Source organism: Streptomyces sp. NPDC016309 (assembly GCF_043077235.1).
Taxonomy (GTDB): Bacteria; Actinomycetota; Actinomycetes; order Streptomycetales; family Streptomycetaceae; genus Streptomyces.
The window spans coordinates 49,623-75,910 of sequence record NZ_JBIBSG010000010.1; the positions used below are offsets into that span (position 1 = coordinate 49,623).

Sequence of the window (26,288 nt, forward strand, 5' to 3'; positions counted from 1 at the left end):
GGGTGACCGCTTCCCCCGGGTGTCCCACGGCCGTGAAGTGCCGTACACGGGCCGCCTGTCCGGCGGTCCGGCCCCCGCCCCTTTCCGCGGGGCCGGCGTGTCCCGGATCACAGGGTGGTCCGGGCGGTGGCCGGGAATCGGGGCGCGAGCGGGGAGGTTGACGCATGCACGCGTTCAATGCACGTGCACATACCGTCTGGTACCTCCGAGGAGCACCCCCGTGACCGTCACCGAGCCCGCCGCCTCCCGCGCGGCCGACATCCTCTCCCGGCCCGTCACGCTGAACGGTCTGACCGTTCCCAACCGCATCGTGATGGCGCCGATGACGCGCCAGTTCTCCCCGGGCGGCGTGCCCGGCGAGGACGTGCGGTCGTACTACGCCCGCCGTGCCGCCGCGGGGGTCGGGCTGATCGTCACGGAGGGGACGTACGTCGGCCACGAGTCGGCCGGGCAGAGCGACCGGGTGCCCCGGTTCCACGGCGAGGAGCAGCTCGCGGGGTGGGCCGCCGTCGCCGAGGCCGTGCACGCGGCGGGCGGCACGATCGTGCCGCAGCTCTGGCACATCGGCATGGTGCGGCGGCAGGACGACCCGCCCTTCGCCGGCGCTCCCGCGGTCGGCCCCTCCGGTATCCGCCTCGACGGCACCGAGGGTGCCGGCAGGGCGATGACCCGGGGTGACCTGGACGACGTCATCGGCGCCTTCGCGGAGGCCGCCGCGGCCGCCGAGCGCATCGGCTTCGACGGCGTCGAACTGCACGGCGCCCACGGCTACCTCCTCGACCAGTTCCTGTGGGCGGGCACGAACCGCCGTACCGACGCCTACGGCGGCGACCCGGTGGCCCGCACGAAGTTCGCGGCCGAGATCGTGGCCGCCGTGCGTGAGGCCGTCTCGCCCGGCTTCCCGGTCCTCTTCCGCTACTCCCAGTGGAAGCAGGACGCCTACGACGCCCGGCTGGCCGAGACCCCGGAGGAGCTGGAGGCGATCCTGACCCCGCTCGCCGCGGCCGGTGTCGACGCCTTCCACGCCTCCACCCGCCGCTACTGGGTGCCGGAGTTCGAGGGGTCGGACCTGAACCTCGCCGGCTGGACCAAGAAGCTCACCGGCCGGCCCGCCATCACCGTCGGGTCCGTCGGCCTGGACGGCGACTTCATCCGGGCGTTCATGGGCGAGGGCGCCCCGCTCCAGGGCATCGACAACCTGCTCGACCGCCTGGAGCGCGACGAGTTCGACCTGGTCGCCGTCGGCCGCGCCCTGCTCCAGGACCCCCAGTGGGCGGCGAAGGTGCTGGCGAACCGCCTGGACGAGCTGAAGCCCTACGACGTGGCGGCGCTCAAGACGCTGAGCTGACGTCTGCTTTCGCCGTCGCACCCCCCGCCGGTCCTCCGGCGGGGGGTGTTCCGTTTCCGGCGGCAAGGGGTGTTGTCCTACTGGAATTCTATTAACCCCAACGGGTGGCACGAATTCAGATTGTCGGTGGCAGCGCACAAGAATGACGAACCTCCCGGCCGTTGGAGGTCTCGTGTCCCGCTCCGCCCCGCCCCCGTCGACCATGACCACCCTGGGGTGCGCCCTCTTCGCGACCCGCTGGCTCCAGGCCCCGCTGTACTTCGGTCTGGTGGCGGCACAGGGGGTGTACGTCTACAAGTTCTTCAACGAGCTGTGGCACCTCGTCCACCACGTCATCAGCGGTCACGCGGACGAGACGCACGTCATGCTGGCCGTGCTCAAGCTGGTCGACGTGGTGATGATCGCCAATCTGCTGATCATGGTGATCGTCGGGGGGTACGAGACCTTCGTGTCCCGGATCGGCCTCCAGGGGCACCGGGACCAGCCCGAGTGGCTGTCGCACGTCAACTCCAACGTGCTGAAGGTGAAGCTGGCCACCGCCATCGTGGGGATCTCCTCGGTGCACCTGCTCCAGATGTTCGTGGACGTGCACCACACCCCCCGGCACGACCTGTTGTGGGGGACGGTGATCCATATGGCGTTCATCGCCTCGGCCGCGATCCTCGCCTACATGTCCGGGCCCATGGCCGCGCACGAGGCCAGGCAGCACCCCGTGCCGGGGGCGCCCCCGGAGGCGGCCGTACCGGCCCAGCGGGAGGGGCGGCGGGAAACGCCGGAGGAGCCGGCGGCCGGGGCCGAGGGGCGGATCGAGGCCGCGGGGTTCCCGGCCCGGAAGGTGCTGGAGACGTTCGACGAGGGGCACCTGCGGGCGCCCGGGCCGCAGGTGATCGCCCGGCTCGGGAAGGTGGACTTCGTGGGCCGGAAGGCGAACGTGGTGCTGCTGGGCGGTCCCGGCACCGGCAAGACCCACCTGGCCGTCGCCCTGGGCGTACGGGCGTGTCAGGCGGGCCACCAGGTGCTGTTCGCCACCGCCGCCGAGTGGGGCACCCGGCTCGCGGACGCCCGGGCCGCGGGACGGCTGCGCGAGGAGCTGGCCCGGCTGGACGCGTACCCGCTGCTCGTGGTCGACGAGGTGGGGTACGTGCCCTTCGACGCCGAGGTGGCGCAGCTCCTCTTCCAGCTTGTCTCGCACCGCTACGAGCGGGGTTCGCTGATCGTCACCGGCAACCGGCCGCTCGGCCGGTGGGACGAGGTGTTCGGCGACGGCGCGACGGCCTCCGCGACGGTGGACCGGCTGGTCCACCACGCGGAGGTGGTCACCCTCGACGCCGACAGCTACCGCACGCGCCGGCTGGACCCGAGCCTCACTCGATGACGAGCTCGACCGGGATGTTGCCGCGCGTGGCCTTGGAGTAGGGGCAGTACGCGTGGGTCTTCTCCAGCAGGTCACGGCCGGCCTCGCCCTGGAGGTGGTCCGGGAGCTCGACGCGCATCACGACCGCGAGGCCGAAGCCGCCGTCCGTGTCCTTGCCGATGCTGACCTCGGCGGTCACCGAGGCGTCCTTGACGTCGATCTTCTCCTGGCGGCCTATCGAGCCCATCGCGCTGGCGAAGCACGCCGCGTACCCGGCGGCGAAGAGCTGCTCGGGGTTGGTGCCCTGGCCGTTGCCGCCCAGCGCCTGGGGGAAGCCGAGCGGAAGGTCGATCTGGCCGTCGGAGCTGACCGCGCGGCCCTCGCGGCCGTTGGCGGTGGCGACAGCGGTGTACAGGGCGTCCATGGGACTCGTCCTCTCGGAAGGGTGCGTGGCGTGGTGCCGGAGATATTTGTATCGCACGATTCAGTTGTGCACAACTGAATCGCGTTCGCGTACCCTGTGTCCATGGACACGTTCGGGACCGTGCGGGACGAGGACTTCCTCCGCCTCGACCACCAGATCTGCTTCTCGCTGCACGCCGCCACACGCGCCTTCAACGGCGTCTACCGCACCGCGCTCAAGGACCTCGGCCTCACCTACCCCCAGTACCTGGTGATGCTGGTCCTCTGGGAACACGGCGAGCTGCCGGTCAAGCGGATCGGCGAGCACCTGCGGCTGGACTCCGGCACCCTGTCCCCGCTCCTGAAGCGCCTGGAAGCGGCCGGGTACGTCGAGCGGCGGCGCAGTGCCGAGGACGAGCGGTCCGTCACCGCCCGGCCCACCCCCGCGGGCACCGAGCTGCGGGAGCGCGCCGTCGGCGTCCCGCGCCGGATCGCCGTCGCCACCGGGCTGCCCCTGGAGGAGATCCGCGCGCTGCGCGACCGGCTCGAGGAACTGACCACCGCCCTGGACGCCGCGGAGGCCGGCGCCACGGCGGACTGCGCCACGGAGGAGTGAGCCACGGAGGAGTGAGTCACGAAGGAGCGGGCCGGGGAGGACAGCGCCACGGAGGAGTGAGCCGCCCCCCGGGCGATGCGGGGCGCGCCGGAGGGGGTGAGCGGCGGGGGAGCGGGCCGGGCGCGCGCCCGGCGGGGCCGCCGGGCGCGCCGGCCCGTCGTCAGACGATGCCGCGCACCAGCCCGAGGTCCAGCAGGTCCTGGGGGCGCAGGCGGAGCTGCTCCGCCGTGCGCGGCGCCTCCTCGGGCGGGCGCTTCAGGATGGCCGCCGCCAGCTCCGGGGCGATCACCGAGAAGTAACTGTCCCGGGTGGCCCAGGTGTTGCCGGGCGCGGCCAGGGCCAGCGCGCCGCCCGAACCGCCCTCGCCGATCAGGAGCGTCGTCACCCCGACCCGCGCACCGGCGACGGCCGCGAACGCGTCCGCGATCGCCGCGCCCGCACCCGCCCGCTCCGCCTCGGCGTCGTTCGCCGCGCCGGGGGTGTCGACGAGCGTCAGCACCGGGATGCCGAGCCGGTCGGCGAGCCGGATCACCCGGGCCGCCGTGCGATAACCCGCCGGGCGGGTCGCCGTCCCGCACTGGGCGACGTACGCCACCGCGCCCGCCCCGGCGCGGATCCCGACGCCGCACAGCGTCCCCGGGTCCGTACCCCCGCAGCGGTCGCCGACGAGCGGCAGCCGGTCCGTGAAGTACGCGTCCAGATACGCCTCGGCGCGCGGGCGGGCCGGGTCACGCGCCTGCCGCACCGCGTCCCAGCCGCTCGCGGGCAGCGCGGTGCCGGCGAGCGCGGAGGGCGGCGGGACCTCCGGCGCGGGGCCGGTCAGCGCGGCCAGCCAGCGCGCCACCGTCCCGCGCAGCTCCTCCGGGCGCACGACCGCGTCGACATGCCCCGCCGCGAGCTGGCCCTCGGCCGTGTACGCGGCCGGGTCGGCGTCCGGCGGGCGCACCCGCGACCCGGCGAACCCCACCTGCGCCCCGGGCAGCGCCAGGATCACGTCGGCACCCGCCCCCACCGTCGCCCAGCCGCCACCGGTCGCCGGGTCGCGCAGCACCGCGACGTGCGGCACGCCGGCCTCCCGCAGCAGCACCGACTCGCGCGCCACCCGCTGGAGCTGGGTCAGCGCGACCATGCCCTCCTGCATCCGGCTGCCCCCGGTCGCGACCAGCGAGACCAGCGGGATCCGCTCCTCCCGCGCCAGCCGGTACGCCGCCTCCAGCCGGTCGCCCGCCCGCTCGCCCAGCGAGCCGCCGAGGAACCCGAACTCGAAGGCCAGCACCGCGCACGGCCGGCCGCCGGCCAGCGCCCTGCCGTACACCACGGACTCGGCCTCGCCCGTGCGCTCGGCGGCACGCGCGCGGGAGGCGCCGTACCCCTCCCAGGACAGCGGGCCGTCCGGCGCGCACGTCCGGCCGGGCGGGGTGTGCTCCGTGAAGGCGTCGGTGACCAGCGCGACGGCCTCGCGGGCGGACAGGCGCTCAGCCACGGAGCGCCCGCTTCAGGATCTTGCCCATGTCGTTGCGGGGCAGCACCTCCAGGTACCGGACCACCCGGGGCCGTTTGTGCGGGGCGAGCTGCGCCGCGACGTGGTCGGCCAGCTCCTGCCCGGACGGCGGCGCCCCCGGGTCGGCGGGGACGACCCACGCCACGATCCGCTCGCCCAGGTCGGCGTCCGGTTCCCCGGTCACGGCGGCCTCCCGCACCCCCGGGTGGTCGAGCAGCGCGTTCTCGATCTCACCCGCGCCGATCTTGTAACCGCCGCTCTTGATCAGGTCGGTCGCCTTGCGCCCCACGATCCGTACCGACCCGTCCGCGTCCCGGACCGCCATGTCGCCGGTGCGGAACCAGGTCCCGTCGAACGCGGCGGCCGTGGCGTCGGGCCGGTTCAGGTACTCGGTGAACAGGTTCGGGCCGCGCACCTGGATCTCGCCGACCGTCTCCCCGTCGTACGCCGTGATCTCCGTGCCGTCCTCCTCGACCAGCCGCAGGTCGACCCCGGGCAGCGGGACGCCGACCGAGCCGGTGCGCGGCTCGACGTCGTCCGCCCGGACGCTGGTGTTCATCAGCGTCTCCGTCATCCCGTACCGCTCGATCACCCGCCGTCCCGTCAGCGCGGCGATCCGCTCGTGGTCGTGCACGGGCAGCGCCGCCGACCCCGACACCAGCAGCCGCGCGCCGGCCAGCGCCTTGGCCAACTGCGGCTCGTCCGCCAGGGCTTCGGCGACGCGGTGGTACATCGTCGGTACGCCGAACAGCATCGTCCCGCCGTCCGCCAGCTCCCGCGCCACCCCGCCGGTGGTGAACCGGCCCAGGTGGCGCACCGATCCGCCGCGCCGCAGCGGTCCCAGCACGCCCAGGATCAGCCCGTGGACGTGGAAGAGGGGCAGGGCGTGCACCAGGACGTCGTCGGACGTCCATCCCCAGGCGTCCTCCAGCGCGTCCAGGGTCGCGGCGACGGCCCGGCGGGACAGCACCGCGCCCTTGGGCGGGCCGGTGGTGCCGGAGGTGTAGACGACCAGCGCCGGGTCCGCGGGCGACGCCGGCTCGGCGCGCGGCGGGACCCCGGCCCCGCCCCGGTCCCCGGACCCGTCGGCGGGGACGCCGGTGGGGATGTCGGTCCGGGGCAACGACGCCAGGGCAGGGGGTAGTTCGGCGTCCGCGGCGGCCAGGACGAGCGCCGGGCCGCTGTCGGTGACGATGTGCGTCAGCTCGCGCTCACCCGTCTTCGGGTTGAGCGGTACGGCCGGCACGCCCGCCAGCAGCGCGGCGACCACGGCGACCGCCGTCTCCAGCGTGGGCGTGGCCCACACGGCGACGCGCCCCGCTCCGTCCAGCCGGGCGGCCAGCGAACCGGCGACGGCCCGCAGTTCGCCGTACGTCAGCGAACGGTCCCCGAACCGCAGCGCGGGCCGTTCGGATCCGGCGTCCAGGGCCGGAAAGAGCGAACTCACTCGTCGTCCTCCTCGCAACGCCGCGCAGGGGTCCGCGCGGGGCTGTCCATCTGCGGTCACGGGCCCCACCATTCTCCCCGTCGACGCCCGGGCGGAAGCGATGCCGAGTGTGCTGTTCGCCGCAGTTCCGGCGCTGCTCGTGCGGGGTACGGTCCGGGCTCGAGCGCCCGTACCGTCCAGCGGTCCGGTGGTCCTCGCGCCCGGCTGCGACGAGTGCTCGCGCGTACGGCGGCGGGGGCGGGACCGGGAGGGCCGGGTGCCGCCGGGGGGCTCGCGGAGGAGGACGCGGCCCCGGGCGCGGGGGAGGGGTGCGGCGGGTGCGGGCTCGCCGGGCGCGGGCGCGGGCGGGGGAGGTGCGGGGGTGCCGGGGCGGTGCGGGACGGGGCGCGGGCGGGGCGCGCCCGTCAGGGGCGCGGCACCCGCCCGCGGTGGGATCCGGGCGCCCCCGCCGGGCGCCCACGGGTCACTCGGCCTCGGCGAGCGGGTTCAGCGTGATGGGCTGGACGCGGCCCTCCAGCATCGCCCCGAGGCCCAGGACGGCGCAGATGTCGGGCCGTTCGGCGATCTGCACGGGCATGCCCGTCGCGTTGCGCAGCATCTGGTCGAGGCCGGGCAGCAGCGCGCTGCCGCCGACCATCATGATGCCGCGGTCCACGAGGTCGGCGACCAGGTCCGGCGGGCAGTCCCGCAGCACCTTCCCGATGCCGTCGAGCACCGTCGTCAGCGGTGTGTGCAGCGCCTGGCGCACGGCGGCCGTGTCGACCAGCACGGAGCGGGCCAGCCCCGTCGCCACGTCCCGCCCGTGGATCTCGGTGGACGCCGGGCCGTGCGGGGTGAGGCCGTTGCCGTGCAGGGCGAGCTGGAGCGGGCGCACCGACTGGCTCGGCAGCATCAGCTCGTGCTGGTGGCGCAGGTACTGGATGACGGCGTGGTCGATGGCGTTGCCGCCGACCGGGATGCGCTCGGCGGTGACGATCGCGCCCAGCGACAGTACGGCGACCTGGGTGGTGGCGGCCCCGCACACCAGGATCATGGTGGCGGTGGGCTCCTCCACCGGCAGCCCGCAGCCGACCGCCGCCGCGATCAGGGTGTCCACCAACTCCACACGGCGGGCGCCGAGCCCGACGAGCGTCTCGATCGTGGCGCGCTGGGCGAGCGGGTCGCTGTCGTGCGGGGTGCACGCGGCGGCCCGCAGCATCGGCTTGCGGCGGAGCTGGCGGCGGAGCTTCTCGCCGAGGAGGTGGCGCAGCATCCGCTGGGCCATCTCGATGTCGACGACGGTGCCGCCCGAGACGGGGCGCACGACGCGGATGTAGTCGGGGGTGCGGCCGGTCATCTTCTCCGCGAACTCGCCCACGGCGATCAGGGCCCCGGTACGGGTGTTGACGGCGGCGACGCTCGGCTCGTCGACGACGAGCCCCACACCCTTGATGAAGACCCGGGTCCTGGCGGCCCCCAGGTCGACGGCGACATGGCAGCGGCGCAACTGCTCGAGACTGACGGTCACGGTGCGGATCCTCCCAGGAGCGGTACGTCCTCGCATCGTGCGTGCGCCGGGCGGGCCGCGCGCGCCGGGGGAGCTGACGGGGTGACAGACAGCGGCCGAAGGAGCGACGCGGGGCCGGTGGGGCGGCCGTGGCCGGGGCGTGCGGCGGCCGTGCGGCGCGGCTACCAACCGGGCGTGCGGGCGGGGCGTACAGGCAGGGCGTACGGGCCGGGCACACGGCCGGTTCACACGAGCCGTTGGAGCAGTCCCCAGGTGAACTCGGCCACGCACGGCTCCGCGCCGGGCGGGGTGAACGCCAACCGCCACCGGGTGGGCGCGCTGCCCTCCATCGGACGGGCCGGCGCGAAGGCGCGGGCCACCTCGTCGACCGTGCAGCTCCAGGGGCGGAGGTCGGCGACCGTACGCAGCTCGGGGCCGGCCGCGCCGGGCGCCCGGACGAGCCACTCGTTCCACACCGCCCCGCCGCCGGGCGCGGCCAGCACCTCGAAGCGGAGGTCCGGCCAGAGCGGCACGGGCCACAGCAGGGCGTCGCACTCCAGGTCGCCGATGGCGCGGCGGGTGCGGGACTCGGGTTCACCGAGCACCGAGCGGTAGCGGGTGAGCGCGCCCCGTGACCGGGGGGCACGGGTCATCGCCTGCCAGCGGCGGTTGGCCTCCCGCATGCCGGCGATCGACACGCCCAGCCGGCGGCGGGCGTCCTCCACGAGGCCCGGCTGGTGGTCGGCCATCCGGCGCAGCAGGACGAGCTGGAAGTCGAGCGGACCGAACGGGGCGGAGGGCGCGCCGGAGGCTGTCATGCCGACATCCTGCCCGTTCCACGCGAAGGGAACGGCGCGCCGGGTGTCGGCACTTTCCACACAGGATCCTCACAGTCGCGGGTACCTCCGGTGTCCCGGCGGCGCATAATCTGCGGGCGCCATGGATTACTGCCACCAGTGTCAGAGGCACCTCAACGGCGCCCTGGCCTGTGCCGGCTGCGGAACGCCCGTCGAGGAGCTCCGGCACGACGACGCCCAGACGTCCGCGGCGGAGCACGTCTACGAGCTGGACCGGGACGAGGAGCATCCGCCCGCGGGGCCCCGTCGTGCCCGCGGCCAGGCGCGCCGTGCCCAGCCGCCCGCCCGCCGGGCGCGCCCGGCGGGGCGCCGTGCCCGCAAGCGGCGGGGGCGCAAGCTGCTCACCGTGGTGGGCGCGCTCGTCCTGGCGGCCGGGCTGCTGAGCCTGGCCGAGCTGGCGATCGAGCACCCGGGTGAGGACGGTTCCGCCACCGCCGTACGGCAGGACGACGAGGCCCTCCCGGACCCGCTGCCCGCCCGGCCGGAGGGCTCCGAGGTGCCGGACGGCCCGAGCCCGGTCGCCGAACCGGTGACGGCGACGTCCGCCACGGCCGGCCCCGAGGAGGGCGCGGGTCCCGGCGACGAGGGCTCCGGCGCGCCGTCGCACGCGCCCGGCGCGTCCGCCTCGGCGCCGGGTGGCGAGCCGGGCACCGGCCCGTCCGCCCCGCAGCCGTCGGGCGACCCCGAGGAGCCGGGTACCCCCGAGGACCCGGGCCAGGACGACCCGGCCCCCGAGGACCCGCCTCCGGGCGGGCCCGGCGACCCCGGTGACCCGGGCGACCCTGGCGACCCCGCCCCCGAGGACCCGGCCCCCGAAGAGCCCCCGCCACCCGCCGACCCCACCCCGGAACCCACCCCGACCGAGTCGTGCGACTGGTTCCTCTGGTGGTGCGTCTGACCCCCGGCACCCCGCACCCCGGCCGATCGGGCCCCGGCCCCTGAGCCGGGTCACGGGCCGGCGGCCCCTACTCCGAAGGCCCGTCACCCGGCAGCCCCGCGCCGACGTCGTCGAAGTACCGGCGCCCCCCCGGGGTGGGCGCCGGTACTGTGCGGACGCTCCCTACTCGCCCGGCGTGCCCAGCATGCGGCGGAGGAGGTCGCGGAGGGCGGTGCGTTCGGCCTCGGAAAGGGCGGCGAGGGGTTCGCGCGCGAAGTCGAGGGCCTCGCGGAGGCGGCGGGCCGTGGCGCGGCCCTCCTCCGTGGCCGCCGCGATCTTGACCCGGCGGTCGGCCGGGTCCGGCCGGCGTTCCACCAGGCCGCGCGCCTCCAGGCGGTCCACGATGCCGGTCACGTTGGACGGCTCGCACCGCAGCGACTGCGCGATGCGGCGCATGGGCGTCGGCTCCAGGGCGAGCAGCCCGAGGACACGGGCCTGGGCGCCGGTCAGGGAGTGCTGCGCGGCGGCCTGCTCGTACTCCTCGTGGTAGCGGGTCACCACCGAGCCGATGAGCTCGACCACTTCGAGGGTGAGCGGGTCTGTGCGTCTGCTGGACATGGGTCCAGGATACCCATTTACTTGACAACCTGAAATATCCAGGCGCATGGTTGTTTCAGGTAGTGAACGAAACACGCACGGCGTGCAGCAATACCAGGAGGCCCGCACCATGTCCGCTCTTCCCGCGTCCGGCCGCGAATGGCACCTCGTCGCCCGCCCGCACGGCTGGCCCGCGCCCGAGGACTTCGCTCTCCGCGAGGCGCCCGTCGCCGCGCCGGCCGAGGGCCGGATCCTCGTCCGCAACCTGCACTTCTCGGTCGACCCCTACATGCGCGGCCGCATGAACGACGTGAAGTCGTACGTACCGCCGTTCCAGCTCGACCGGCCCATGGAGGGCGGCGCGGTCGGTGAGGTCATCGCCTCCGCCGCCGAGGGCTTCGCGGTGGGCGACCACGTCCTGCACGGCCTCGGCTGGCGCGAGTACGCGGACGTGAACGCCAAGCACGCCACCAAGGTCGACGCATCCCTCGCCCCCCTCTCCGCGTACCTCGGCGTCCTCGGCATGACCGGCCTCACCGCCTACGCCGGTCTCTTCGACGTCGCGTCCTTCACGGAGGGCGACGTGGTCTTCGTCTCCGGCGCGGCCGGCGCCGTCGGCAGCCAGGTCGGCCAGATGGCGAAGCTCCGCGGCGCCTCCCGGGTCATCGGCTCGGCCGGCTCCGACGAGAAGGTCCGGCTCCTCACTGAGGAGTACGGCTTCGACGCCGCCTTCAACTACAAGAACGGCCCCGTCGCCGCCCAGCTCAAGGAAGCGGCCCCGGACGGCATCGACGTCTACTTCGACAACGTCGGCGGCGAGCACCTGGAAGCCGCGATCTCGTCCTTCAACGTGCACGGCCGCGCCACCATCTGCGGCATGATCGCCCAGTACAACAGCACCGAGCCGACCCCCGCCCCGCACAACCTCGCGCTGGTCATCGGCAAGCGGCTGCGCATCCAGGGCATGCTCGTGGGCGACCACGCGGCGCTCCAGCCGCAGTTCGTCAAGGAGGTCGCCGGCTGGCTGGCCTCCGGTGAGCTGAAGTACAAGGAGACCGTCGTCGAGGGCATGGAGAACGGCGTCGAGGCGTTCCTCGGCATGCTGCGCGGCGAGAACACCGGCAAGATGATCGTTTCACTCACCCGATAGGCTCACCTCCAGCCCGCCGCGATCACGGGCGCGAGTCGCGGCGCCACACAGGAGGAAACCTCTTACATGTCGATCCAGCAGTCCGACGTCCTGTACACCGCCGTCGCCACCGCCGAGAACGGCCGTGACGGCCGCGTGGCCACCAACGACGGCAAGCTCGACGTCGTCGTGAACCCGCCCAAGGAGATGGGCGGGTCCGGCGAGGGCACCAACCCCGAGCAGCTCTTCGCCGCCGGTTACAGCGCCTGCTTCCAGGGCGCGCTCGGCGTCGTCGCCCGCCAGGAGGGCGCCGACATCACCGGCTCGACGGTCACCGCCGAGGTCGGCATCGGCAAGAACGCCGACGGCTTCGGGATCATCGTCAAGATCTCCGCGAAGATCCCGAACGTCAGCGCCGCCACCGCCAAGGAGCTCATCGAGAAGGCCCACCAGGTCTGCCCGTACTCCAAGGCCACCCGCGGCAACATCACGGTCGACCTCGACGTCGCCTGATCGCACCGCCCGTACGCGCCGGAGGGCCGCACCCGCTCGGGGTGCGGCCCTCCGCCGTACCGTCCGGGCCCGGGCCGCCCCGGCCGCGTCAGGGCGCCGACGCCAGCGCCGCCGAGTGCACCGCCCGCACGAGGCGGACGTTCTCCGGCGCCGCCCCGCCCGGGAAGGCGTACCGGCGGCGCGTGAACCCGTACGCCAGGCCCGCCCGCGGGTCGGCGAACGCCTGCGACCCGCCCGCCCCGCCGTGACCGAACGACCCGCTGCCGAGGAACGGGTACCGGTACGTCGAGTCCTGGAAGCCGAGGACGAACGAGCTGTGGTCCCGCCCGACCAGGTCGTACCCGACCGAGTGGAGCTGGCCGATCTCCGCCACCGTGCCGGCCTCCAGCAGGGGCTCCCGCCCCTCCAGCCCGGTCACCGCCGCCGCGTACATCCCGGCGAGCCCGCGCGCCGACGCCACCCCGCCGAACGAGGCCGGTCCCTTGGCGCGCACCAGCCGGTCGTTGGGCAGGCTCTCGATGTCGGTCGGCCGCTCACCGTTGCGGTTGTACGCGATCGACGGCAGGGTGCCGGGCGCGTCCGGCACCTCCGCCGCGGCGAGCTCCGCCCGCTGCTCCGGCGTCGGGTCCATCGGCTGGACCGGACGGAAGCGCGGCTCGTGCTCCTGAGGCAGGCCGAGGAAGAAGTCCAGCGCGTGCGGGGCGCGGATCCGCTCCTCGTACAGCTCGTGCAGCGTCCGCCCGGTCGCGCGGAACACCACCTCGCCGGTCAGGGCCGCGATGACGTACGCGTGGTAGCCGAACCCCGCCCCCGGGCGCCAGTAGGGCCGCTGCCCCGCCAGCCGCCCGGCCATCGCCCGGTCGTCCGCCAGCTCCTCCGGCGAGAAGCCGCCGTCCACGCCGACCACGCCCGCGCGGTGCGTGAGCAGGTCGCGCAGCGTCACCGCGCCCTTGCCGCCCGCCGCGAACTCCGGCCACCAGTGCGCCACCCTCCGGTCCAGGTCCAGCGTCCCGTCCTGGACCAGCAGCGCGACCAGCAGGTGCGCGGCGCCCTTGGTGGAGGAGTAGACCCCGTACAGCGTCTCCCCGTCCGTGTCCGGCCCCGCCCACAGGTCGACGACCTTCCGGCCGTGCACGTACGCGGCCACCTGCGCCGCGTAGTCGGGCCTCTCCCCGGCCACCACCGCGGCGAATTCCTCCCGTACCGCCTCGAAGCCCTCGGCCACGGTCCCCCGAACAGCCCTCCGGTCCGACACCCGTACTCCCTCCCGCGTAATGATCATGACGATGGATCAAGCTGTCACCGGCCCGGGGAATTCCCGCGGGAGCCCCCCGCTAGGGTGGCCCCATGCGTGATCTCGGGGTGGGTTTCGGCTATCTGATGAAGGGCCAGCGCTGGGTCGGCCGGCACGGCCGGTGGTTCGGGTTCGGGCTGCTGCCCGGCCTGGTCACCCTGGTGCTGTACGCGGCCGCGCTGGCCGGTCTGGCCTACGGGGCCGACGACCTGACCGCGTGGGCGACGCCCTTCGCGGACGACTGGTCCTCGCCCTGGCGGGGCACCTTCCGCGGCTTCCTGACCGCGCTGGTCTTCGCCTTCGGCCTGTTCCTGGCCGTCGTGACGTTCACCGCCGTCACCCTCCTCGTCGGCCAGCCCTTCTACGAGTCGCTCTCCGAGGAGGTCGACCGCGCCGAGGGCGGCGAGGTGCCCCGGTCCGGGCTGCCGCTCTGGCGCGAGCTGTGGATCTCCGGCCGGGACAGCGTGCGCATCCTCCTGCGGGTGGTGCTGTACGGGATCGTCCTCTTCGCGCTCGGGTTCATCCCGGTCGTCGGCCAGACCGTCGTCCCCGTGCTCGGCTTCTGCGTGTCCGGCTTCTTCCTGGCGGAGGAGCTCACGGCGGTGGCGCTCCAGCGGCGCCGGGTCGAACTCAAGGAGCGCCTCGCGATGCTGCGCGGCCGCCGCATGCTCACGCTGGGCTTCGGCGTGCCGCTGACCCTCGCCTTCCTGGTGCCGTTCGTGGCGGTGTTCCTGATGCCGGGCGCCGTCGCCGGTGCGACGCTGCTGGTCCGCGACCTGGAGGAGCGGCCGGAGCCGCCCGCCGGCGGGCCGGGCGACGCGGGCGCCGACGCGGGGCCGGCCCCGGGCACGCACGCGGGGCCGGGCACCGGCGCGGGCCCGTACGGCAAGCCCGGGAGCGTGCCCGGTGCCTGAGCTGCTCGCGGTCGCCGTCATCACGGTCCTCGCGGTCATCAGCCCGGGCGCCGACTTCGCCATGGTCGTACGGAACAGCTGCCTCCACGGCCGGAAGACCGGGCTCCTGTCCGCCGCGGGCGTCGCCGCCGGTGTCCTGGTCCACGTCACGTACACCATGCTGGGCGTGGGCCTGCTGATCGCCGCCAACACCGCGCTGTTCACCGCGATCAAGCTGGTGGGCGCGGCCTACCTCGTGTACATCGGCCTGCGCACGTTCTTCTCCCGCGCCGACGTGACGGTCGACCTGGAGTCGAAGCAGACCCTCACGCGGTGGGCCGCGCTGCGCGGCGGCTTCCTGACCAACGTGCTGAACCCGAAGACCACCCTGTTCGTGGTCTCCACCTTCACCCAGGTCGTCGGCCCGGACACGCCACGGTGGCAGCAGGGCGCCTACGGCCTGTTCATGTCCCTCGCGCATCTGGCCTGGTTCGGCCTGGTGGCGCTGTTCTTCTCGCACTCCCGGCTGCGCACGTCGCTGCTGCGGGCCCAGAAGGCCCTCAACCGGGTGATCGGCGGCACGCTGGTGGGGCTGGGGATCACCCTGGGGGTGACGTGACGGCGTTCCGGAACCGCTCCACCGGCCGCACGGGCTGAATCCGGCCGTCTCCTTCCCCACGGCCATCCCGCCCGGGAAAGTTGGGCATAAAGAGCGGGACGACGACGGAGCCGGTCGGCATTCCTCGCGGAAGCGGGAGGAAAAGCTGGGATGAGCACGGCGGGGAAACGCACGGCGGGGACGGACCCACCCGGAACACCGGACGTACGAGCCCCGCTCGGGGCGGACGAGGAGCCCCTCTACCTGGAGCCCCGGCTCGAACGGCGGCCGGCCGCGCTCCTGGAGACCGGAGGCGCGTTCCTGCACGGGCTGGTGGACGCGCTGGGGTCACCCCTCAACGTCCTCCTGCCGGACCAGATCGCCGACAACGTGGAGCGCTTCCGCGCCGTCCTCCACCGCCACCGGCTCACCGGCCGTATCTTCTTCGCGCACAAGGCGAACCGGTCCAGCGCGCTGGTCCGCCGCCTGGTCACCACCGACGCCGCCCTGGACGCGGCCTCCCTCGGCGAGTTGCAGCACGCCCTCGCGTCCGGGTGGACGGGCGACCGCGTCATGGCGACGGGCCCCAAGGACCCGGAGTTCCTGTGGCTGGCGGCCCGCTCCGGGGCGATCGTCAACGCCGACGGGCCGGCGGAGCTGGCACAGGCCGCCGGGCTCGTACGGACCCACGGGCTGCCCCGGCTGCGGGTCGTGCTGCGGCTGTCCGGCTTCTCCTCCGCCGGCACCACGCTGCTGTCCCGCCGCAGCCGCTTCGGCTCCCCGGCAGGGGACCTGGACGACCTGCTGGACACGGCGGGCCGCCACCGGGACGCCCTGGAGCCGGTCGGTGTCGGCTACCACCTCGACACCACCGGCCTGGACGAGAAGGCGGCCGCCCTCGAAGGCTGCCTGCGGGCCATGGACGCGCTGCGGGCACGCGGCTTCTCCCCGCGCGCCGTCGACGTCGGGGGCGGGTTCGGCGTCGACTACCTCGCGCACGCCGGGCAGTGGGACCGCTACACCACCGCGCTCACCCACGCCGTCATGGGCCGGCGCCCGCCCATGACCTGGGACGGCCACGGCTACGGCCTCCGGATGGAGAACGGCACCCTCAGGGGCTCGCTGGGCCTCTACCCCGCCCACCGCCCGACCGCCGGCGCCGGCTACCTGGACGAACTGCTGACGCGCCCCGCCCCGGGGCTCGGCGGCCGCCCGCTGGGCACCCTGCTGCTGGAGAGCCTCCACGAGCTGTACGTGGAGCCCGGCAGGGCGCTCGTGGACCAGTGCGGGCTCACCCTCGGCAGGGTCCTGGAGGTACGGCGGGCGGACCCCGGCGGGGCCCACCTGGTGCGCCTGGCCATGAACGCCGGTGACATGAGCCTGGAGGACCACGGCGTCCTCCTCGACCCGGTCCTCCTGCCCCGCGACGCCGCCCCGCCCGCCCCGGACGGCCCCGCCGCCGTCCACCTGATGGGCAACCTGTGCCTGGAGTCCGACCTGATCACCCGCCGCGTCGTCCACCTGCCCCGGCTGCCTCGCCCCGGCGACCTCCTCGCCTTCCCCAACACCGCCGGCTACTGCATGGACTTCGGCGCCACCCACGCCCAGCGGCAGCCCGTCGCCCGCAAGGTCGCCGTCCACCGGGAAGGGGGTTCCTGGCACTGGTGCCTCGACGAGCAGTACTGGCCGATCACACGACCGGGGGGACCGCGCACATGAGGTACGACAGCATCACCGACGCCATCGGCAACACCCCGCTGGTACGCATCGACCCGGAGGTCCACGGTCTGCGCACCATCGACCTCTACGCCAAACTGGAGATGCTCAACCCCTTCGGCTCCCTCAAGGACCGGGCCGCGTGGAACATGGCCCGCGGGGGTCTGGCCGCCGCCCGGGAGCGCGGCGAGACGGTCGTCGAACTGTCCAGCGGCAACACCGCCAAGGCGCTCGCCCTCATCGCCGGACTGCACGGACTGCCCTTCAAGAGCGTCACCAACAGGATGCGCATCCCGGAGATCAAGGACCTGCTCCTGCTCCTCGGCGCCGAGATCGAGGAACTGCCGGGACGCTCCGAGTGCCTCGACCCGACCGACACGGACGATCCGCTGACCCTGTTCCACCAGCGGCTCAACCGGCCCGGCAGCGCCCACTTCCACACCGACCAGTACTTCAACGCGCTCAACACCGACGCCCACGCGTCCGGCACCGGCCCCGAGATCATCGCCGACCTCGACGGCCGCGTCCCCGACTGGTTCTTCGCCTGCGTGGGCACCGCCGGATCGTCCACCGGCGTCGCCAGGGCACTGCGCGCCCACGACCCGGCGGTGCGCGTCGTCGGGCTCGTCGGGGAGAAGAGCGACTTCATCCCCGGCATCCGTACCGCCGACGAGGTGCAGGAGGTCGGGCTCTTCGACCCCGCCACCTACGACGCCATCGAGACCGTCGGCGCCGACGACGCGATCGACGGCATGGTGACCCTGCTGCGCCGCTGCGCCCTGCTCGCCGGACCCACCGGCGGAGCCGCCTTCCACGGGGCGGTACGCCACCTGCGCGCGCTGGACGGGGAGTCGGCCGGGCGGCGGACCGCCGTCTTCATCGTCTGCGACCGGGCGGAGAGCTACCTCGGGTACGTCCGGCAGCGGCGCCCCGAGCTCCTGGGGCGGCCGCCGGTGAAGAACTCGGTGGCCACCCTGACCGACACGGAGGCCCGCACCGCCACCGTCGTCGACGTCGCCGGGGCGCGGAAGTGGATCGCCGAGGAGCGCCCGCTGGTGATCGACCTGCGCGGCCCCTTCGCGTACGCGGCGCTCCACATCGACGGCTCGGTGAACATCGTCGACGAGCTGTTCGACGAACTGCTGCGGGGCGGCCTGCCCTTCGGCAAGCGGCAGCCGGTGCTGCTGGCCTGCCCGGTGGGCGAGCGGTCCGCGCGGTACGCCGCCCTGCTGACCCGCATGGGCCATCCCGACGTCCGCAGCCTGGCCGGCGGCATCGTCGCCTGGCGGGACGCGGGAGCGCCGCTGGTGCGTGACTGACGTGGCGGACGGCACCCTCGCCGAACTGGCCGGCTGGCAGCGGGCGCTGCGCGCCCAGTTCCCCATCGTCACGGCCCACCCGGACCTGGTGTACCTGGACAGCGCCGCCACCGCGCAGAAGCCCCGGGCCGTGCTGGACGCCGTCCACGACTACCTCACCACGTCCAACGCCAACGCCGGCCGGGGCTCGTACCCGTGGGCCAACGCCACCACCTCGCTGGTGGAGGACGCCCGGGAACGGGTCAAGCGGTTCCTCGGCGACCCCGAGCCGGAGCGGTCGTCCGTGCACTTCACCAGCGGGACCACGGAGGGGCTGCGCACGGTCGCCCGGGACTGGCTGCCGGACCTCCTCGCGGACGGGGACGAGATCGTCGTGCCGTTCCACGACCACCAGGCGAACCTGTCACCGTGGCTGGAGGCCCGGGACCTGCTCGCCCGCCAGGGGGTGGCCGTGCGGGTCCGCGAACTGCCGTACCAGGCGGCCTCCGGGGACTACGACCCGGCGGCGCTCGCCCGGATCACCGGTCCGCGCACCCGGTTCGTGGCCGCGACGCACGTGCACCACGTGTACGGGGCGGACATGAACGTGCACCGCGTCCGCGAGGCCGTCGGGCCGGACGTGGCCATCTGCCTGGACGCCGCCCAGAGCGTGGGCCACCTGCCGGTGTCCCTCGCCGGCCTGGACGTGGACTTCCTGGTGTTCTCCGGCCACAAGGCGCTCGCCCTGCCCGGCACGGGCGCGGTGTGGGCCCGCCGCCGGCACGGGCCGGACTTCCGGCCGGGCGGGTGGCGGGGCACCCCGAACACGGCCGGGATCGCCTCCCTGGTGGCGGCGCTCGACTGGCTGGAGGAGGCCGGGACCGACCGGGTGGAACGGTGGACCGTGGCGCTGACGTCCCTGCTGACCGACGGGCTGAGCCGGATGGAGGGCACCTACGAGGTCCTCGGCTGCCGCACCAGCCTGGCGGCCGGGTCGCCGGTGCAGCGGCGCCGGAGCCTGGTGAGTTTCCGGCACCGGGGGATCGACGCCCAGGACCTGGGCTTCGTCCTGTTCAGCCACGGATTCATGGTGCGGTCCGACGGCCACTGCCAGGCCGGGCGCGGCGGGGGAGGGGCCGGGGACGGCTCCGTACGCGTCAGCCTCCACATCCACAACACACCCGAAGAGATGGAAAGGCTCCTCGCCACGCTCGCCAGTCTGCAATGATTTTCAATAACGGACGTGGTGCGTGAGGCGCGGAGGACACGGGCGGCCATGGGTGTGAGTGCGGCATGGGGATGAACGCGGTGACGGCCGCACGGTGGGTGGAGCGCTGGGAGGACCAGCAGCAGCGGTACGCGGTCGACCGCGAGGAGAGCTTCACCGTCATCGCCGACGTGGTCGAGCACGTGACGCGCGGCCGGCCCGGCCCGCCGCTCGTCCTGGACCTCGGCAGCGGTCCCGGCTCGCTGGCGGCGCGGCTGGCGGGCCGCCTCCCGGGCGCCGAGGTGCTGGCGGTCGACGCCGATCCGCTGCTGCTGGAACTGGGCAGGACGTACTACGGCAACGCCCTCCGCCACGCCGAGGCGGTGATCGGCGAGCCGGGCTGGCTCGACGCGCTCGGCCTGGACCGCCCGGTGGACGCGGCCGTGTCCACGACGGCCCTGCACTACCTGGACCGCCGCACACTGCGCCGGGTCTACCGGGACCTGGCCGGGCGGCTGCGCCCCGGCGGCGTCCTCGTCAACGGCGACCACATCAGCCCGGACGCCCCGAAGGTCTCCGAACTGGCCGGTGACATCGGCCGCCGCCATGCCGAGCGCCACCTGACCCTCGGTCACGACGACTGGCAGTCCTGGTGGTCGGGGGCCGCCTCCGACCCGGAGCTCGCGCGCTTCCTCGGCCGGCGCGGGGGCCACCGGCACCCGCGCTGCGAGGGCAACGACCTGACCGTCTCCAGCCACCTGGCCCTGCTGCGCGAGGCCGGGTTCGAGCAGGCCGGCGTGGTCTGGCAGTACGGGCACAGCCACGTCCTGGCCGCCGTCCGCTGACCCGGCGCCCCGGCCCGGCCCGCCCCCGCTCAGTCCCCGGCCGCGGCCACCGCGACGACGGCCCTGACCTGGGCGGTGATGTCGGCCCGGTTGCGCAGGAACTCGGGGTCCGTCACCGCGTCGGTGTTGCCCGCGCCGAACTGGAGCACCGGCGTGTGCAGGTGCCCGCCCGGCAGCCCGGCCAGGCCGAGCCGGTCGCGCAGCAGCGTGGCGCGGTACGCGATCTCGTTGGACAGGTAGTCCCCGCCGCCGCCCGCGCGGGCCGCCGAGCCGGGGGTCGGCCCGCCGGGCCGGACCACCGGGGCGGTGCCGCCCGCCGGGACCTCGGTCACCGAGGTGTTGTCGTACACCGGGAACCGTCCCGTGTCCGCCGCCAGGATCGTCGCGTACGGCAGGGTCGTCGCCGTCCACTGCGGCTGCGACGCCGGGTCGGCGACCGGCACGGTCCCCGTCGCGGACACGTTCTCGTTGTCGCCGAACCCGCCGCGCCAGGCCCCGTTGTAGCGCTCGACGTCGAACCGGCCGACGCGGCCCTGGCTCACCGTGGTGAAGGCGTCCACGTGCGGCAGGTGCGGGCGCAGGGTCCGCTCCACCTCGCCGTCCGCGAAGTCCGCCCAGCGCACCGGGAACACCGCCGTCTCCACCCGGGCGAGCCGGCCGTCGGCCGTGCGGAGCAGCGTCCCGTCCAGGGCGAGGGCCGCCGCGCCCGACGGGTTGCTGATCCGCACGTCCCGGTCCAGCGTGAACGGGTCGAACCCGGTCACCAGCACCCGCTTGACGCCCTTCCCGGCGGGGTAGCGGATGGCGTCCTGGCCGCGCGAGGAGGTCTCCAGCCGGTCCAGCAGCCGGTTCCGCGCCTCCGGCGGCAGGGCGAAGCCGGGCTCCCAGGCGCGCAGTTCGCGGGTCATCGCCAGCCGCGCCCAGTACAGCGGACGGTCGTCGTCCCGGGCGAGGTCGCCCCCCGCGGGGCCCCGTCCCTGCGCCCGGTCCACCGCCCGCCGCCACAGCCCCGACGCGTGCCCCGCGACCACCCGCTCGGCCGCCGCGTAGGACCCGGCCCCGTCCAGCGCGTCGGCGAACCGGGGCGCCACCGTGCCGAACCCGCTGCGGGTGAGGATCTCCCGGGGCACGGCCCGGTCGAGCCGGGCCTCCTCGACGGTGGGTCCGCCGGCCGGGGCCGCCGCGCGGGCGGGAGCCGTGGCCAGGGGGAGCGTCAGCGCGGCGAGAGCGGCGACCAGCGTGATGCGCGACGGTGTCCGGGGCACAGGAGGCAGTCCTTCCGTAGGGTGCCGGAACGCTACCGCGTCCCCAACAGCCGCAGGAAGTCCCGGAATACGGCCGGCATGTCCACCGCGTCCGGATCCAGCAGCCACTGGTACTGGAGCCCGTCCAGCACCGCGACCACCAGCGGTGCCGCCCGCTCGGGGGTCAGCCCGCCGGGCAGCCGGTCCCCGTACTCGGCCCGCAGGACGTCCTCCGTCTCCGCCCGCACCTGGGCGTAGCGGCGGGTGAAGAAGTCCCGCGCCGGGTGGTCCTCCGTCACGCTCTCGCCGAGCAGCGCCGAGAAGGTCTGCACGATGCCCGGCCGCATGGCGTTGTACTCGACGAGCGACGCCAGCAGGTCCAGCCGCCAGCCGTCGCGGCCGCCGCTCCCGCCGCCGCCCGTGTCCCACTGGTCGCGCTCCTCCAGGACCGCGACGAGCAGCGCCTCCTTGGTGGGGAAGTGGTGCAGGAGCCCCTGCTGGGTCAGTCCGACCCGCGCGGCGACCGCACCGAGGGAGGCGCCCCGGTAGCCGCGCTCGGCGATCACTTCGAGGGCGGCGCGCACGATCTCCGCACGCCGCTCCTCGCTCCTGGCCCTGGCCGCTGCCATCCTCGTACTCCGATCCTTTGGGTAACGGAAGAATAACGAAACCTACCGTCCTACAGGTGACGGCGCACCATGGGGCGTACCGCCCGCACACCGACCCGGAGGTACGACGGTGACAGACGCGACCGGCGACCGGTACGACGAGGCCGTCGAGGCGGCACTCGGCGCGCTCGACCTCGACGCCAAGGCCCGCCTCCTGTCCGGCCAGGACATGTGGTCCCTGCCCGCCCTCCCCGAGATCGGCCTGAAATCGCTGGTCATGTCCGACGGCCCGATCGGCGTGCGGGGCGTCCGCTGGACCGCCGACGACCCGTCCGTCACCCTGCCGTCCCCCACCGCGCTCGCCGCCACCTGGGACCCCGGCCTCGCCCGCCGCGCCGGCCGGCTGCTCGCCCAGGAGGCCCGCCGCAAGGGCGTCCACGTCCTCCTCGCCCCCACCGTCAACCTGCACCGCTCACCCCTCGGCGGCCGCCACTTCGAGGCGTACAGCGAGGACCCGTACCTCACCGCCGAGATCGGCACCGGCTACGTCCTGGGCGTCCAGGACGGCGGCGTCGCCACCACCGTCAAGCACTTCGTCGCCAACGACGCCGAGACCGACCGCTTCACCGTGAACAACACCGTCGCCCCCCGCCCGCTGCGTGAGCTGTACCTCGCCCCCTTCGAGGCCATCGTCAAGAACGCCCGCCCCTGGGGCGTCATGACCGCCTACAACCGGGTCAACGGCACCACCATGACCGAGCACCACCACCTGGTGAACGAGGTGCTGCGCGCCGAATGGGGCTTCGACGGCGCCAACGTCTCCGACTGGACGGCCGCCCGCGACACCGCGCGCGCCGCCGAGGGCGGCCTCGACATCGCCATGCCCGGCCCCCGCAGCGTGTACGGCGAGGCCCTCGCCGCCGCCGTCCGCGCCGGCCGGGTCGACGGGGCGACCGTCGACCGGGCCGTCCGCAACGTACTGCGGCTCGCCGCCCGCGTCGGCGCACTGGACGGCGCCGGACCGGCCGTCACCGCCCTCCCCGGCCCCGTCGACGGCGACGCCCTGGCCCGGGAGGTCGCCCGCCGCTCCTTCGTCCTCGTCCGCAACGACGCCGCCCTCCCGCTGGCACCGGGCGGCACGGTCGCCCTGCTCGGCGCCGCCGCCCGCGACGCCCGGATCCTCGGCGGCGGCTCCGCCCAGGTCTTCCCCGCCCGCACCGTCTCCCCGCTCGACGGCCTCACCGCCGCGCTGCCCCCCGGGGCGCTGACCCACGCCGTCGGCGCCCACCCCGACGACGAACCCGCGCCCGCCGCCCGGGGCTTCGCGCTGCGCGCCGTCTGCCGCGACGCGGCCGGGACCGTCATCGGCGAGGGGGCGCTGCCCAGTGGCGAGGTCCAGTGGATCGGCGACGACCTGCCCGGGGGCGTCACCCGCGACCGGCTGCACAGCGTCGAGGTGACCGGCACCTTCACGCCCCGCGAGAGCGGCGCCCACACCTTCGGCACCCGGGGCCTCGGCGCCCTCACCCTCACCGTCGCGGGCCGGACCCTCTACGACGGCGTCCAGGAGATGGGCGGCGAGGCCGACCCGTTCGAGGCGTTCGTCGGTGCCCCGCTGGAACGCGGCACGGTCACCCTCACCGAGGGCGTCCCCGTCGAGGTGTCCCTGCTCCACCCGCTCCACCCGCTCGACCCGGAACACGCCGCGCCCCTGCCGGGCGTGCTGTTCTCGCTCCTCCACCGCGGGCCGCGCCGCGACCCCGACGAACTGATCGCCGAGGCGGCCGCGGCCGCCCGCGCCGCCGGCACCGCGGTCGTCGTGGTCGCCACCACCGAGCGCGTCGAGTCCGAGGGCTTCGACCGCGCCGACCTGAGGCTGCCCGGCCGCCAGGACGACCTCGTGCGGGCCGTCGCCGCCGCCAACCCGAACACCGTCGTGGTCGTCAACGCGGGCTCCCCGGTCGAGATGCCCTGGCGCGACGACGTCGCCGCCGTCCTGCTGACCTGGTTCCCCGGCCAGGAGGGCGGCGCCGCCCTCGCCGACGTCCTGCTGGGCGCCGAGGAGCCCGGCGGCCGCCTCCCCACCACCTGGCCCGCCGCCCTCGCCGACACACCCGTCACCGACGTCGTGCCCCGCGACGGTGAACTCGCCTACAGCGAGGGCCTCTTCATCGGCTACCGGGCCTGGGACCGGGCCGGCACCGTCCCCGCGTACCCCTTCGGCCACGGCCTCGGCTACACCACCTGGGAGTACGAGACCCTGGAACCGGCACCCGGCGGCGCCACCGTGCGCGTCCGCAACACCGGCACCCGCCCGGGCCGCGAGGTCGTCCAGCTCTACGTGGCACCCGTGGACGACCCGGTGGAGCGCCCCGCCCGCTGGCTGGCCGGCTTCACGAGCGTCGAGGCGGGCCCGGGCGAGAGCGCCGAGGCCCTGGTCCGCATCCCGCGGCGGGCGTTCGAGGTCTGGGACGAGGCGGCCGGCGCCTGGACGGTGGTCCCCGGCGCCTACGAGGTGCTGGCCGGGCGCTCGCTCACCGATACCCGGCTGCGCACGTCCCTGGACGTCGGGGCCTGACGGACCCCGAACGCGTACACCGTCTCCGACGCGTACACCTCGCCCGGCCGCAGGACCGTGCTCGGGAACCCGGGCCGGTTCGGGGAATCGGGGAAGGCCTGGGTCTCCAGCGCCACGCCGTCCGGCCGGCCCGGCGCGTAGACCTGGAGGCCCGGCTCGGTCGTACGGACCGTCAGCAGCCGCCCCGACACCGGCGAGTACAGCTCGGCCGCCGGCACCCCGGGGTCCCCGTCCAGGACGAAGTTGTGGTCCAGCCCGGTGCCCACCGGGCGCCACGTCCGGAAGTCCAGCCGGGTACCGGCCACCGTCGCGACGACACCGGTCGGGACCGACGCGTCGTCCAGCGGTGTGTAGTGCCCGGCCGCCAGCCGCATCTCGTGCGCCCCGCCCAGGTTCCAGTACGTGTGGTTCGTCAGGGCCACCACCGTCGGCGCGTCCGTCACCGCCTCGTACGCGATCCGCAGCGCGCCCGAGGCGTCCAGGGTGTACGTGGCGGAGACCTCCAGACGCCCGGGAAAGCCTTCCTCGCCGTCCGGGCTCACCCGCGACAGCCGCACCCCGCCGTCGACCGCCTCCGCGGCCCACACCCGCTTGTCGAACCCGCGTTCCCCGCCGTGCAGGCTGTTCGGCCCCCCGTTGCGGGCCAGTCGGTACGTCCGCCCGTCCAGCGTGAACGAACCCCCCGCTATCCGGTTCGCGTACCGCCCCACCAGCGCCCCGAAGTACGGCCCCGGATCGGCCTCGTACCCGGCGGGGGAGCCGTACCCCAGCACCACGTTCGCGACGGCGCCGTCCCGGTCGGGCACCTCCACCGACTGCACGATGCCGCCGTAGGTCAGCACCCCCACCCGGGTACCGCCCCGCTCCAGGACCCAGCGGTGGACCGCCGTACCGTCGGCCAGCCGGCCGCACACCCCGGTGTCACCCACGCCCGGCCCCCGTGACCTGCCGGTACGCGATCTCCGCCAGCCGCCCCTGGCCGTCCGCGCTCGGATGGAACCAGTCCCACGGGCTCAACTGCCCGCCCGAGAAGCGGTAGCCGAACACCGCCCCGCCGTCGTACCGGCACAGCCGGTCCTCCGCGCACACGTCCCGCAGCACCCCGTTGTACGCCACCACCCGCTCGTACACCTCCCGGCGCCGCGCCGCGGCCGCCGCGCCGACGTCGTCCGCGTCCCCCAGCATCGACGCGCACACGCCCAGCTTCCACACCTGCTTGCCCAGCACACTGGTCCGCCCGGTCGACCACAGCCGCATCAGGTCCGGCACGCTCGACACGTACACCTGGCTCTTCGGCGACACCGCGCGCAGCCGGGCCATCGCCTCCTCCAGCGAGGCGCGGAACTCCGGCACCGGCGTCATCAGGTCCGCGCTGTCCCGGCAGGCGTCGTTCGCGCCGACCATCACCGTCACCAGCCCCGGCCGCCGCACGGCCGCCCGCTCCATCTGCACCGGCAGCTCGGCGGCCCGCGCCCCGGACCGGGCCAGGTTCCAGCTCCGCGAGGGCAGCGCCGACGGGCCCAGCAGCCGCCGCGCCAGGCTGTTCACCCGCGCGTCGCCGCCCGTCGCCCAGGACATCTCGGGGCAGTCGACCAGGATCCCGCACGCGTCGAACCCGCGGGTGATCGAATCCCCGACGGCCGCGACCGACGCCGGGCTCGGGTCCCACGCCGGGGAGGGCCTCGGCGAGGGGGAGGGGCGCGACGCCACGCCCGGCCCGCGCTCCGGTGCGGCCTCGCACCCGGTCAGCGCGGCGCCTCCCACCAGGGCGGCGGCCACCGCCCACGTGGTGAGCGGGCGTATACGGCCTCGTCGGCCGGCAAGCATCCGGTAGCCCTTTCGTCGGCGTCCTGGCGGGTGAATGCTTGGGGTCCAGGTCC

General features: G+C 74.8%; 24 protein-coding genes. 13 read left to right on the forward strand and 11 right to left on the reverse strand.

Annotated features, from left to right (window positions below; all coding sequences use genetic code 11):
* Positions 1-220 precede the first annotated feature (220 nt).
* Both ACF068_RS24705 and istB read left to right on the forward strand, forming a co-directional pair.
* The gene (locus ACF068_RS24705; RefSeq protein WP_392276476.1) at positions 221-1,348 is read left to right on the forward strand and encodes an NADH:flavin oxidoreductase; all 1,128 of its coding nucleotides are present in this window, start codon (positions 221-223) and stop codon (positions 1,346-1,348) included.
* A gap of 172 nt (positions 1,349-1,520) precedes the next feature.
* On the forward strand, positions 1,521-2,723 hold the full coding sequence (istB, locus tag ACF068_RS24710) for an IS21-like element helper ATPase IstB (RefSeq protein WP_392276477.1): 1,203 nt from the start codon (positions 1,521-1,523) through the stop codon (positions 2,721-2,723).
* Here istB and ACF068_RS24715 read toward each other — a convergent pair.
* On the reverse strand, positions 2,713-3,126 hold the full coding sequence (locus tag ACF068_RS24715; RefSeq protein WP_392276478.1) for an organic hydroperoxide resistance protein: 414 nt from the start codon (positions 3,124-3,126) through the stop codon (positions 2,713-2,715). The genes istB and ACF068_RS24715 overlap by 11 nt on opposite strands.
* 102 nt (positions 3,127-3,228) lie before the next feature.
* On the opposite strand from ACF068_RS24715, the gene ACF068_RS24720 reads away from it, so the two are divergent.
* Complete coding sequence (locus ACF068_RS24720) at positions 3,229-3,720, forward strand: MarR family winged helix-turn-helix transcriptional regulator (protein ID WP_392276479.1); 492 nt, start codon at positions 3,229-3,231, stop codon at positions 3,718-3,720.
* A gap of 160 nt (positions 3,721-3,880) precedes the next feature.
* Here ACF068_RS24720 and ACF068_RS24725 read toward each other — a convergent pair whose 3' ends face one another.
* The 4 genes from ACF068_RS24725 to ACF068_RS24740 all read right to left on the reverse strand — a co-directional run bounded on the left by ACF068_RS24725 (position 3,881) and on the right by ACF068_RS24740 (position 8,972).
* Complete coding sequence (locus ACF068_RS24725; RefSeq protein WP_392276480.1) at positions 3,881-5,203, reverse strand: carboxyl transferase domain-containing protein; 1,323 nt, start codon at positions 5,201-5,203, stop codon at positions 3,881-3,883.
* On the reverse strand, positions 5,196-6,668 hold the full coding sequence (locus ACF068_RS24730) for an acyl-CoA synthetase (protein ID WP_392276481.1): 1,473 nt from the start codon (positions 6,666-6,668) through the stop codon (positions 5,196-5,198). Before ACF068_RS24730 ends, ACF068_RS24725 begins: the two co-directional genes overlap by 8 nt.
* A 463-nt stretch (positions 6,669-7,131) precedes the next feature.
* Positions 7,132-8,175 carry a rod shape-determining protein gene (locus ACF068_RS24735; RefSeq protein ID WP_392276482.1) on the reverse strand — a complete coding sequence of 348 codons (1,044 nt, stop codon included), beginning with the start codon at positions 8,173-8,175 and terminating at the stop codon, positions 7,132-7,134.
* A gap of 224 nt (positions 8,176-8,399) precedes the next feature.
* Complete coding sequence (locus ACF068_RS24740; RefSeq protein WP_392276483.1) at positions 8,400-8,972, reverse strand: hypothetical protein; 573 nt, start codon at positions 8,970-8,972, stop codon at positions 8,400-8,402.
* 121 nt (positions 8,973-9,093) lie between these two features.
* On the opposite strand from ACF068_RS24740, the gene ACF068_RS24745 reads away from it, so the two are divergent.
* Positions 9,094-9,909, forward strand: a complete 816-nt coding sequence (locus ACF068_RS24745) for a hypothetical protein (RefSeq protein WP_392276484.1) — start codon at positions 9,094-9,096, stop codon at positions 9,907-9,909.
* 162 nt (positions 9,910-10,071) lie between these two features.
* On the opposite strand, the gene ACF068_RS24750 is transcribed toward ACF068_RS24745, so the two are convergent.
* Positions 10,072-10,506, reverse strand: coding sequence for a MarR family winged helix-turn-helix transcriptional regulator (locus ACF068_RS24750; protein WP_392276485.1), 435 nt, complete (start codon positions 10,504-10,506; stop codon positions 10,072-10,074).
* A gap of 109 nt (positions 10,507-10,615) precedes the next feature.
* On the opposite strand from ACF068_RS24750, the gene ACF068_RS24755 reads away from it, so the two are divergent.
* Positions 10,616-11,635: an NADP-dependent oxidoreductase gene (locus tag ACF068_RS24755; protein ID WP_392276486.1), complete on the forward strand. Its 1,020-nt coding sequence runs from the start codon at positions 10,616-10,618 to the stop codon at positions 11,633-11,635.
* 66 nt (positions 11,636-11,701) lie between these two features.
* Complete coding sequence (locus ACF068_RS24760) at positions 11,702-12,127, forward strand: organic hydroperoxide resistance protein (protein WP_392276487.1); 426 nt, start codon at positions 11,702-11,704, stop codon at positions 12,125-12,127.
* A gap of 88 nt (positions 12,128-12,215) precedes the next feature.
* Here the strand turns inward: ACF068_RS24760 and ACF068_RS24765 are convergent, their stop codons facing one another.
* Positions 12,216-13,409, reverse strand: a complete 1,194-nt coding sequence (locus tag ACF068_RS24765; protein ID WP_392276488.1) for a serine hydrolase domain-containing protein — start codon at positions 13,407-13,409, stop codon at positions 12,216-12,218.
* A gap of 65 nt (positions 13,410-13,474) precedes the next feature.
* Between ACF068_RS24765 and ACF068_RS24770 the strand changes: the two genes are divergently transcribed.
* The 6 genes from ACF068_RS24770 to ACF068_RS24795 all read left to right on the forward strand — a co-directional run bounded on the left by ACF068_RS24770 (position 13,475) and on the right by ACF068_RS24795 (position 19,978).
* Positions 13,475-14,335: an EI24 domain-containing protein gene (locus tag ACF068_RS24770; RefSeq protein ID WP_392276489.1), complete on the forward strand. Its 861-nt coding sequence runs from the start codon at positions 13,475-13,477 to the stop codon at positions 14,333-14,335.
* Entirely contained in the window at positions 14,328-14,933 is a 606-nt protein-coding gene (locus ACF068_RS24775; RefSeq protein ID WP_392276490.1) for a LysE family transporter, read from the forward strand. The genes ACF068_RS24770 and ACF068_RS24775 overlap by 8 nt, the downstream gene beginning before the upstream one ends.
* Before the next feature lie 150 nt (positions 14,934-15,083).
* Positions 15,084-16,631, forward strand: coding sequence for a Y4yA family PLP-dependent enzyme (locus tag ACF068_RS24780; protein WP_392276491.1), 1,548 nt, complete (start codon positions 15,084-15,086; stop codon positions 16,629-16,631).
* A complete protein-coding gene (locus ACF068_RS24785) occupies positions 16,628-17,947 on the forward strand; it encodes a pyridoxal-phosphate dependent enzyme (RefSeq protein WP_392276492.1) in 1,320 nt (439 codons plus the stop codon). The genes ACF068_RS24780 and ACF068_RS24785 overlap by 4 nt, the downstream gene beginning before the upstream one ends.
* The gene (locus tag ACF068_RS24790; protein WP_392276493.1) at positions 17,940-19,154 is read left to right on the forward strand and encodes an aminotransferase class V-fold PLP-dependent enzyme; all 1,215 of its coding nucleotides are present in this window, start codon (positions 17,940-17,942) and stop codon (positions 19,152-19,154) included. The genes ACF068_RS24785 and ACF068_RS24790 overlap by 8 nt, the downstream gene beginning before the upstream one ends.
* 71 nt (positions 19,155-19,225) lie before the next feature.
* A complete protein-coding gene (locus ACF068_RS24795; protein WP_392276678.1) occupies positions 19,226-19,978 on the forward strand; it encodes a class I SAM-dependent methyltransferase in 753 nt (250 codons plus the stop codon).
* Positions 19,979-20,007: 29 nt separating this feature from the next.
* Here the strand turns inward: ACF068_RS24795 and ACF068_RS24800 are convergent, their stop codons facing one another.
* Together ACF068_RS24800 and ACF068_RS24805 are read right to left on the reverse strand one after the other, a co-directional pair.
* Positions 20,008-21,243, reverse strand: coding sequence for a pyroglutamyl peptidase (locus tag ACF068_RS24800; RefSeq protein ID WP_392276494.1), 1,236 nt, complete (start codon positions 21,241-21,243; stop codon positions 20,008-20,010).
* A 32-nt stretch (positions 21,244-21,275) separates the two neighbouring features.
* Positions 21,276-21,851 (reverse strand): TetR/AcrR family transcriptional regulator, encoded by a 576-nt coding sequence (locus ACF068_RS24805; protein WP_392276495.1) that lies wholly within the window; start codon positions 21,849-21,851, stop codon positions 21,276-21,278.
* Positions 21,852-21,960: 109 nt separating this feature from the next.
* On the opposite strand from ACF068_RS24805, the gene ACF068_RS24810 reads away from it, so the two are divergent.
* On the forward strand, positions 21,961-24,408 hold the full coding sequence (locus ACF068_RS24810; RefSeq protein ID WP_392276496.1) for a beta-glucosidase: 2,448 nt from the start codon (positions 21,961-21,963) through the stop codon (positions 24,406-24,408).
* Here the strand turns inward: ACF068_RS24810 and ACF068_RS24815 are convergent.
* Together ACF068_RS24815 and ACF068_RS24820 are read right to left on the reverse strand one after the other, a co-directional pair.
* Positions 24,339-25,337 (reverse strand): aldose epimerase family protein, encoded by a 999-nt coding sequence (locus tag ACF068_RS24815; RefSeq protein ID WP_392276497.1) that lies wholly within the window; start codon positions 25,335-25,337, stop codon positions 24,339-24,341. The genes ACF068_RS24810 and ACF068_RS24815 overlap by 70 nt on opposite strands.
* Positions 25,330-26,235, reverse strand: a complete 906-nt coding sequence (locus ACF068_RS24820; protein ID WP_392276498.1) for a GDSL-type esterase/lipase family protein — start codon at positions 26,233-26,235, stop codon at positions 25,330-25,332. The genes ACF068_RS24815 and ACF068_RS24820 overlap by 8 nt, the downstream gene beginning before the upstream one ends.
* Between the last annotated feature and the right edge of the window lie 53 nt (positions 26,236-26,288).

What these genes read in the sequence shown, in the direction of transcription:
- ACF068_RS24770 (WP_392276489.1), top strand. Translation starts at nt 13,475, where the DNA reads ATGCGTGATCTCGGGGTGGGTTTCGGCTATCTGATGAAGGGCCAGCGC.
- ACF068_RS24785 (WP_392276492.1), top strand. Translation starts at nt 16,628, where the DNA reads ATGAGGTACGACAGCATCACCGACGCCATCGGCAACACCCCGCTGGTA.
- ACF068_RS24820 (WP_392276498.1), bottom strand. Translation starts at nt 26,235, where the DNA reads ATGCTTGCCGGCCGACGAGGCCGTATACGCCCGCTCACCACGTGGGCG.
- ACF068_RS24765 (WP_392276488.1), bottom strand. Translation starts at nt 13,409, where the DNA reads ATGATCATTACGCGGGAGGGAGTACGGGTGTCGGACCGGAGGGCTGTT.
- ACF068_RS24760 (WP_392276487.1), top strand. Translation starts at nt 11,702, where the DNA reads ATGTCGATCCAGCAGTCCGACGTCCTGTACACCGCCGTCGCCACCGCC.
- ACF068_RS24720 (WP_392276479.1), top strand. Translation starts at nt 3,229, where the DNA reads ATGGACACGTTCGGGACCGTGCGGGACGAGGACTTCCTCCGCCTCGAC.
- ACF068_RS24780 (WP_392276491.1), top strand. Translation starts at nt 15,084, where the DNA reads ATGAGCACGGCGGGGAAACGCACGGCGGGGACGGACCCACCCGGAACA.
- ACF068_RS24745 (WP_392276484.1), top strand. Translation starts at nt 9,094, where the DNA reads ATGGATTACTGCCACCAGTGTCAGAGGCACCTCAACGGCGCCCTGGCC.
- ACF068_RS24750 (WP_392276485.1), bottom strand. Translation starts at nt 10,506, where the DNA reads ATGTCCAGCAGACGCACAGACCCGCTCACCCTCGAAGTGGTCGAGCTC.
- ACF068_RS24740 (WP_392276483.1), bottom strand. Translation starts at nt 8,972, where the DNA reads ATGACAGCCTCCGGCGCGCCCTCCGCCCCGTTCGGTCCGCTCGACTTC.
- ACF068_RS24715 (WP_392276478.1), bottom strand. Translation starts at nt 3,126, where the DNA reads ATGGACGCCCTGTACACCGCTGTCGCCACCGCCAACGGCCGCGAGGGC.
- ACF068_RS24755 (WP_392276486.1), top strand. Translation starts at nt 10,616, where the DNA reads ATGTCCGCTCTTCCCGCGTCCGGCCGCGAATGGCACCTCGTCGCCCGC.
- ACF068_RS24795 (WP_392276678.1), top strand. Translation starts at nt 19,226, where the DNA reads ATGAACGCGGTGACGGCCGCACGGTGGGTGGAGCGCTGGGAGGACCAG.
- ACF068_RS24805 (WP_392276495.1), bottom strand. Translation starts at nt 21,851, where the DNA reads ATGGCAGCGGCCAGGGCCAGGAGCGAGGAGCGGCGTGCGGAGATCGTG.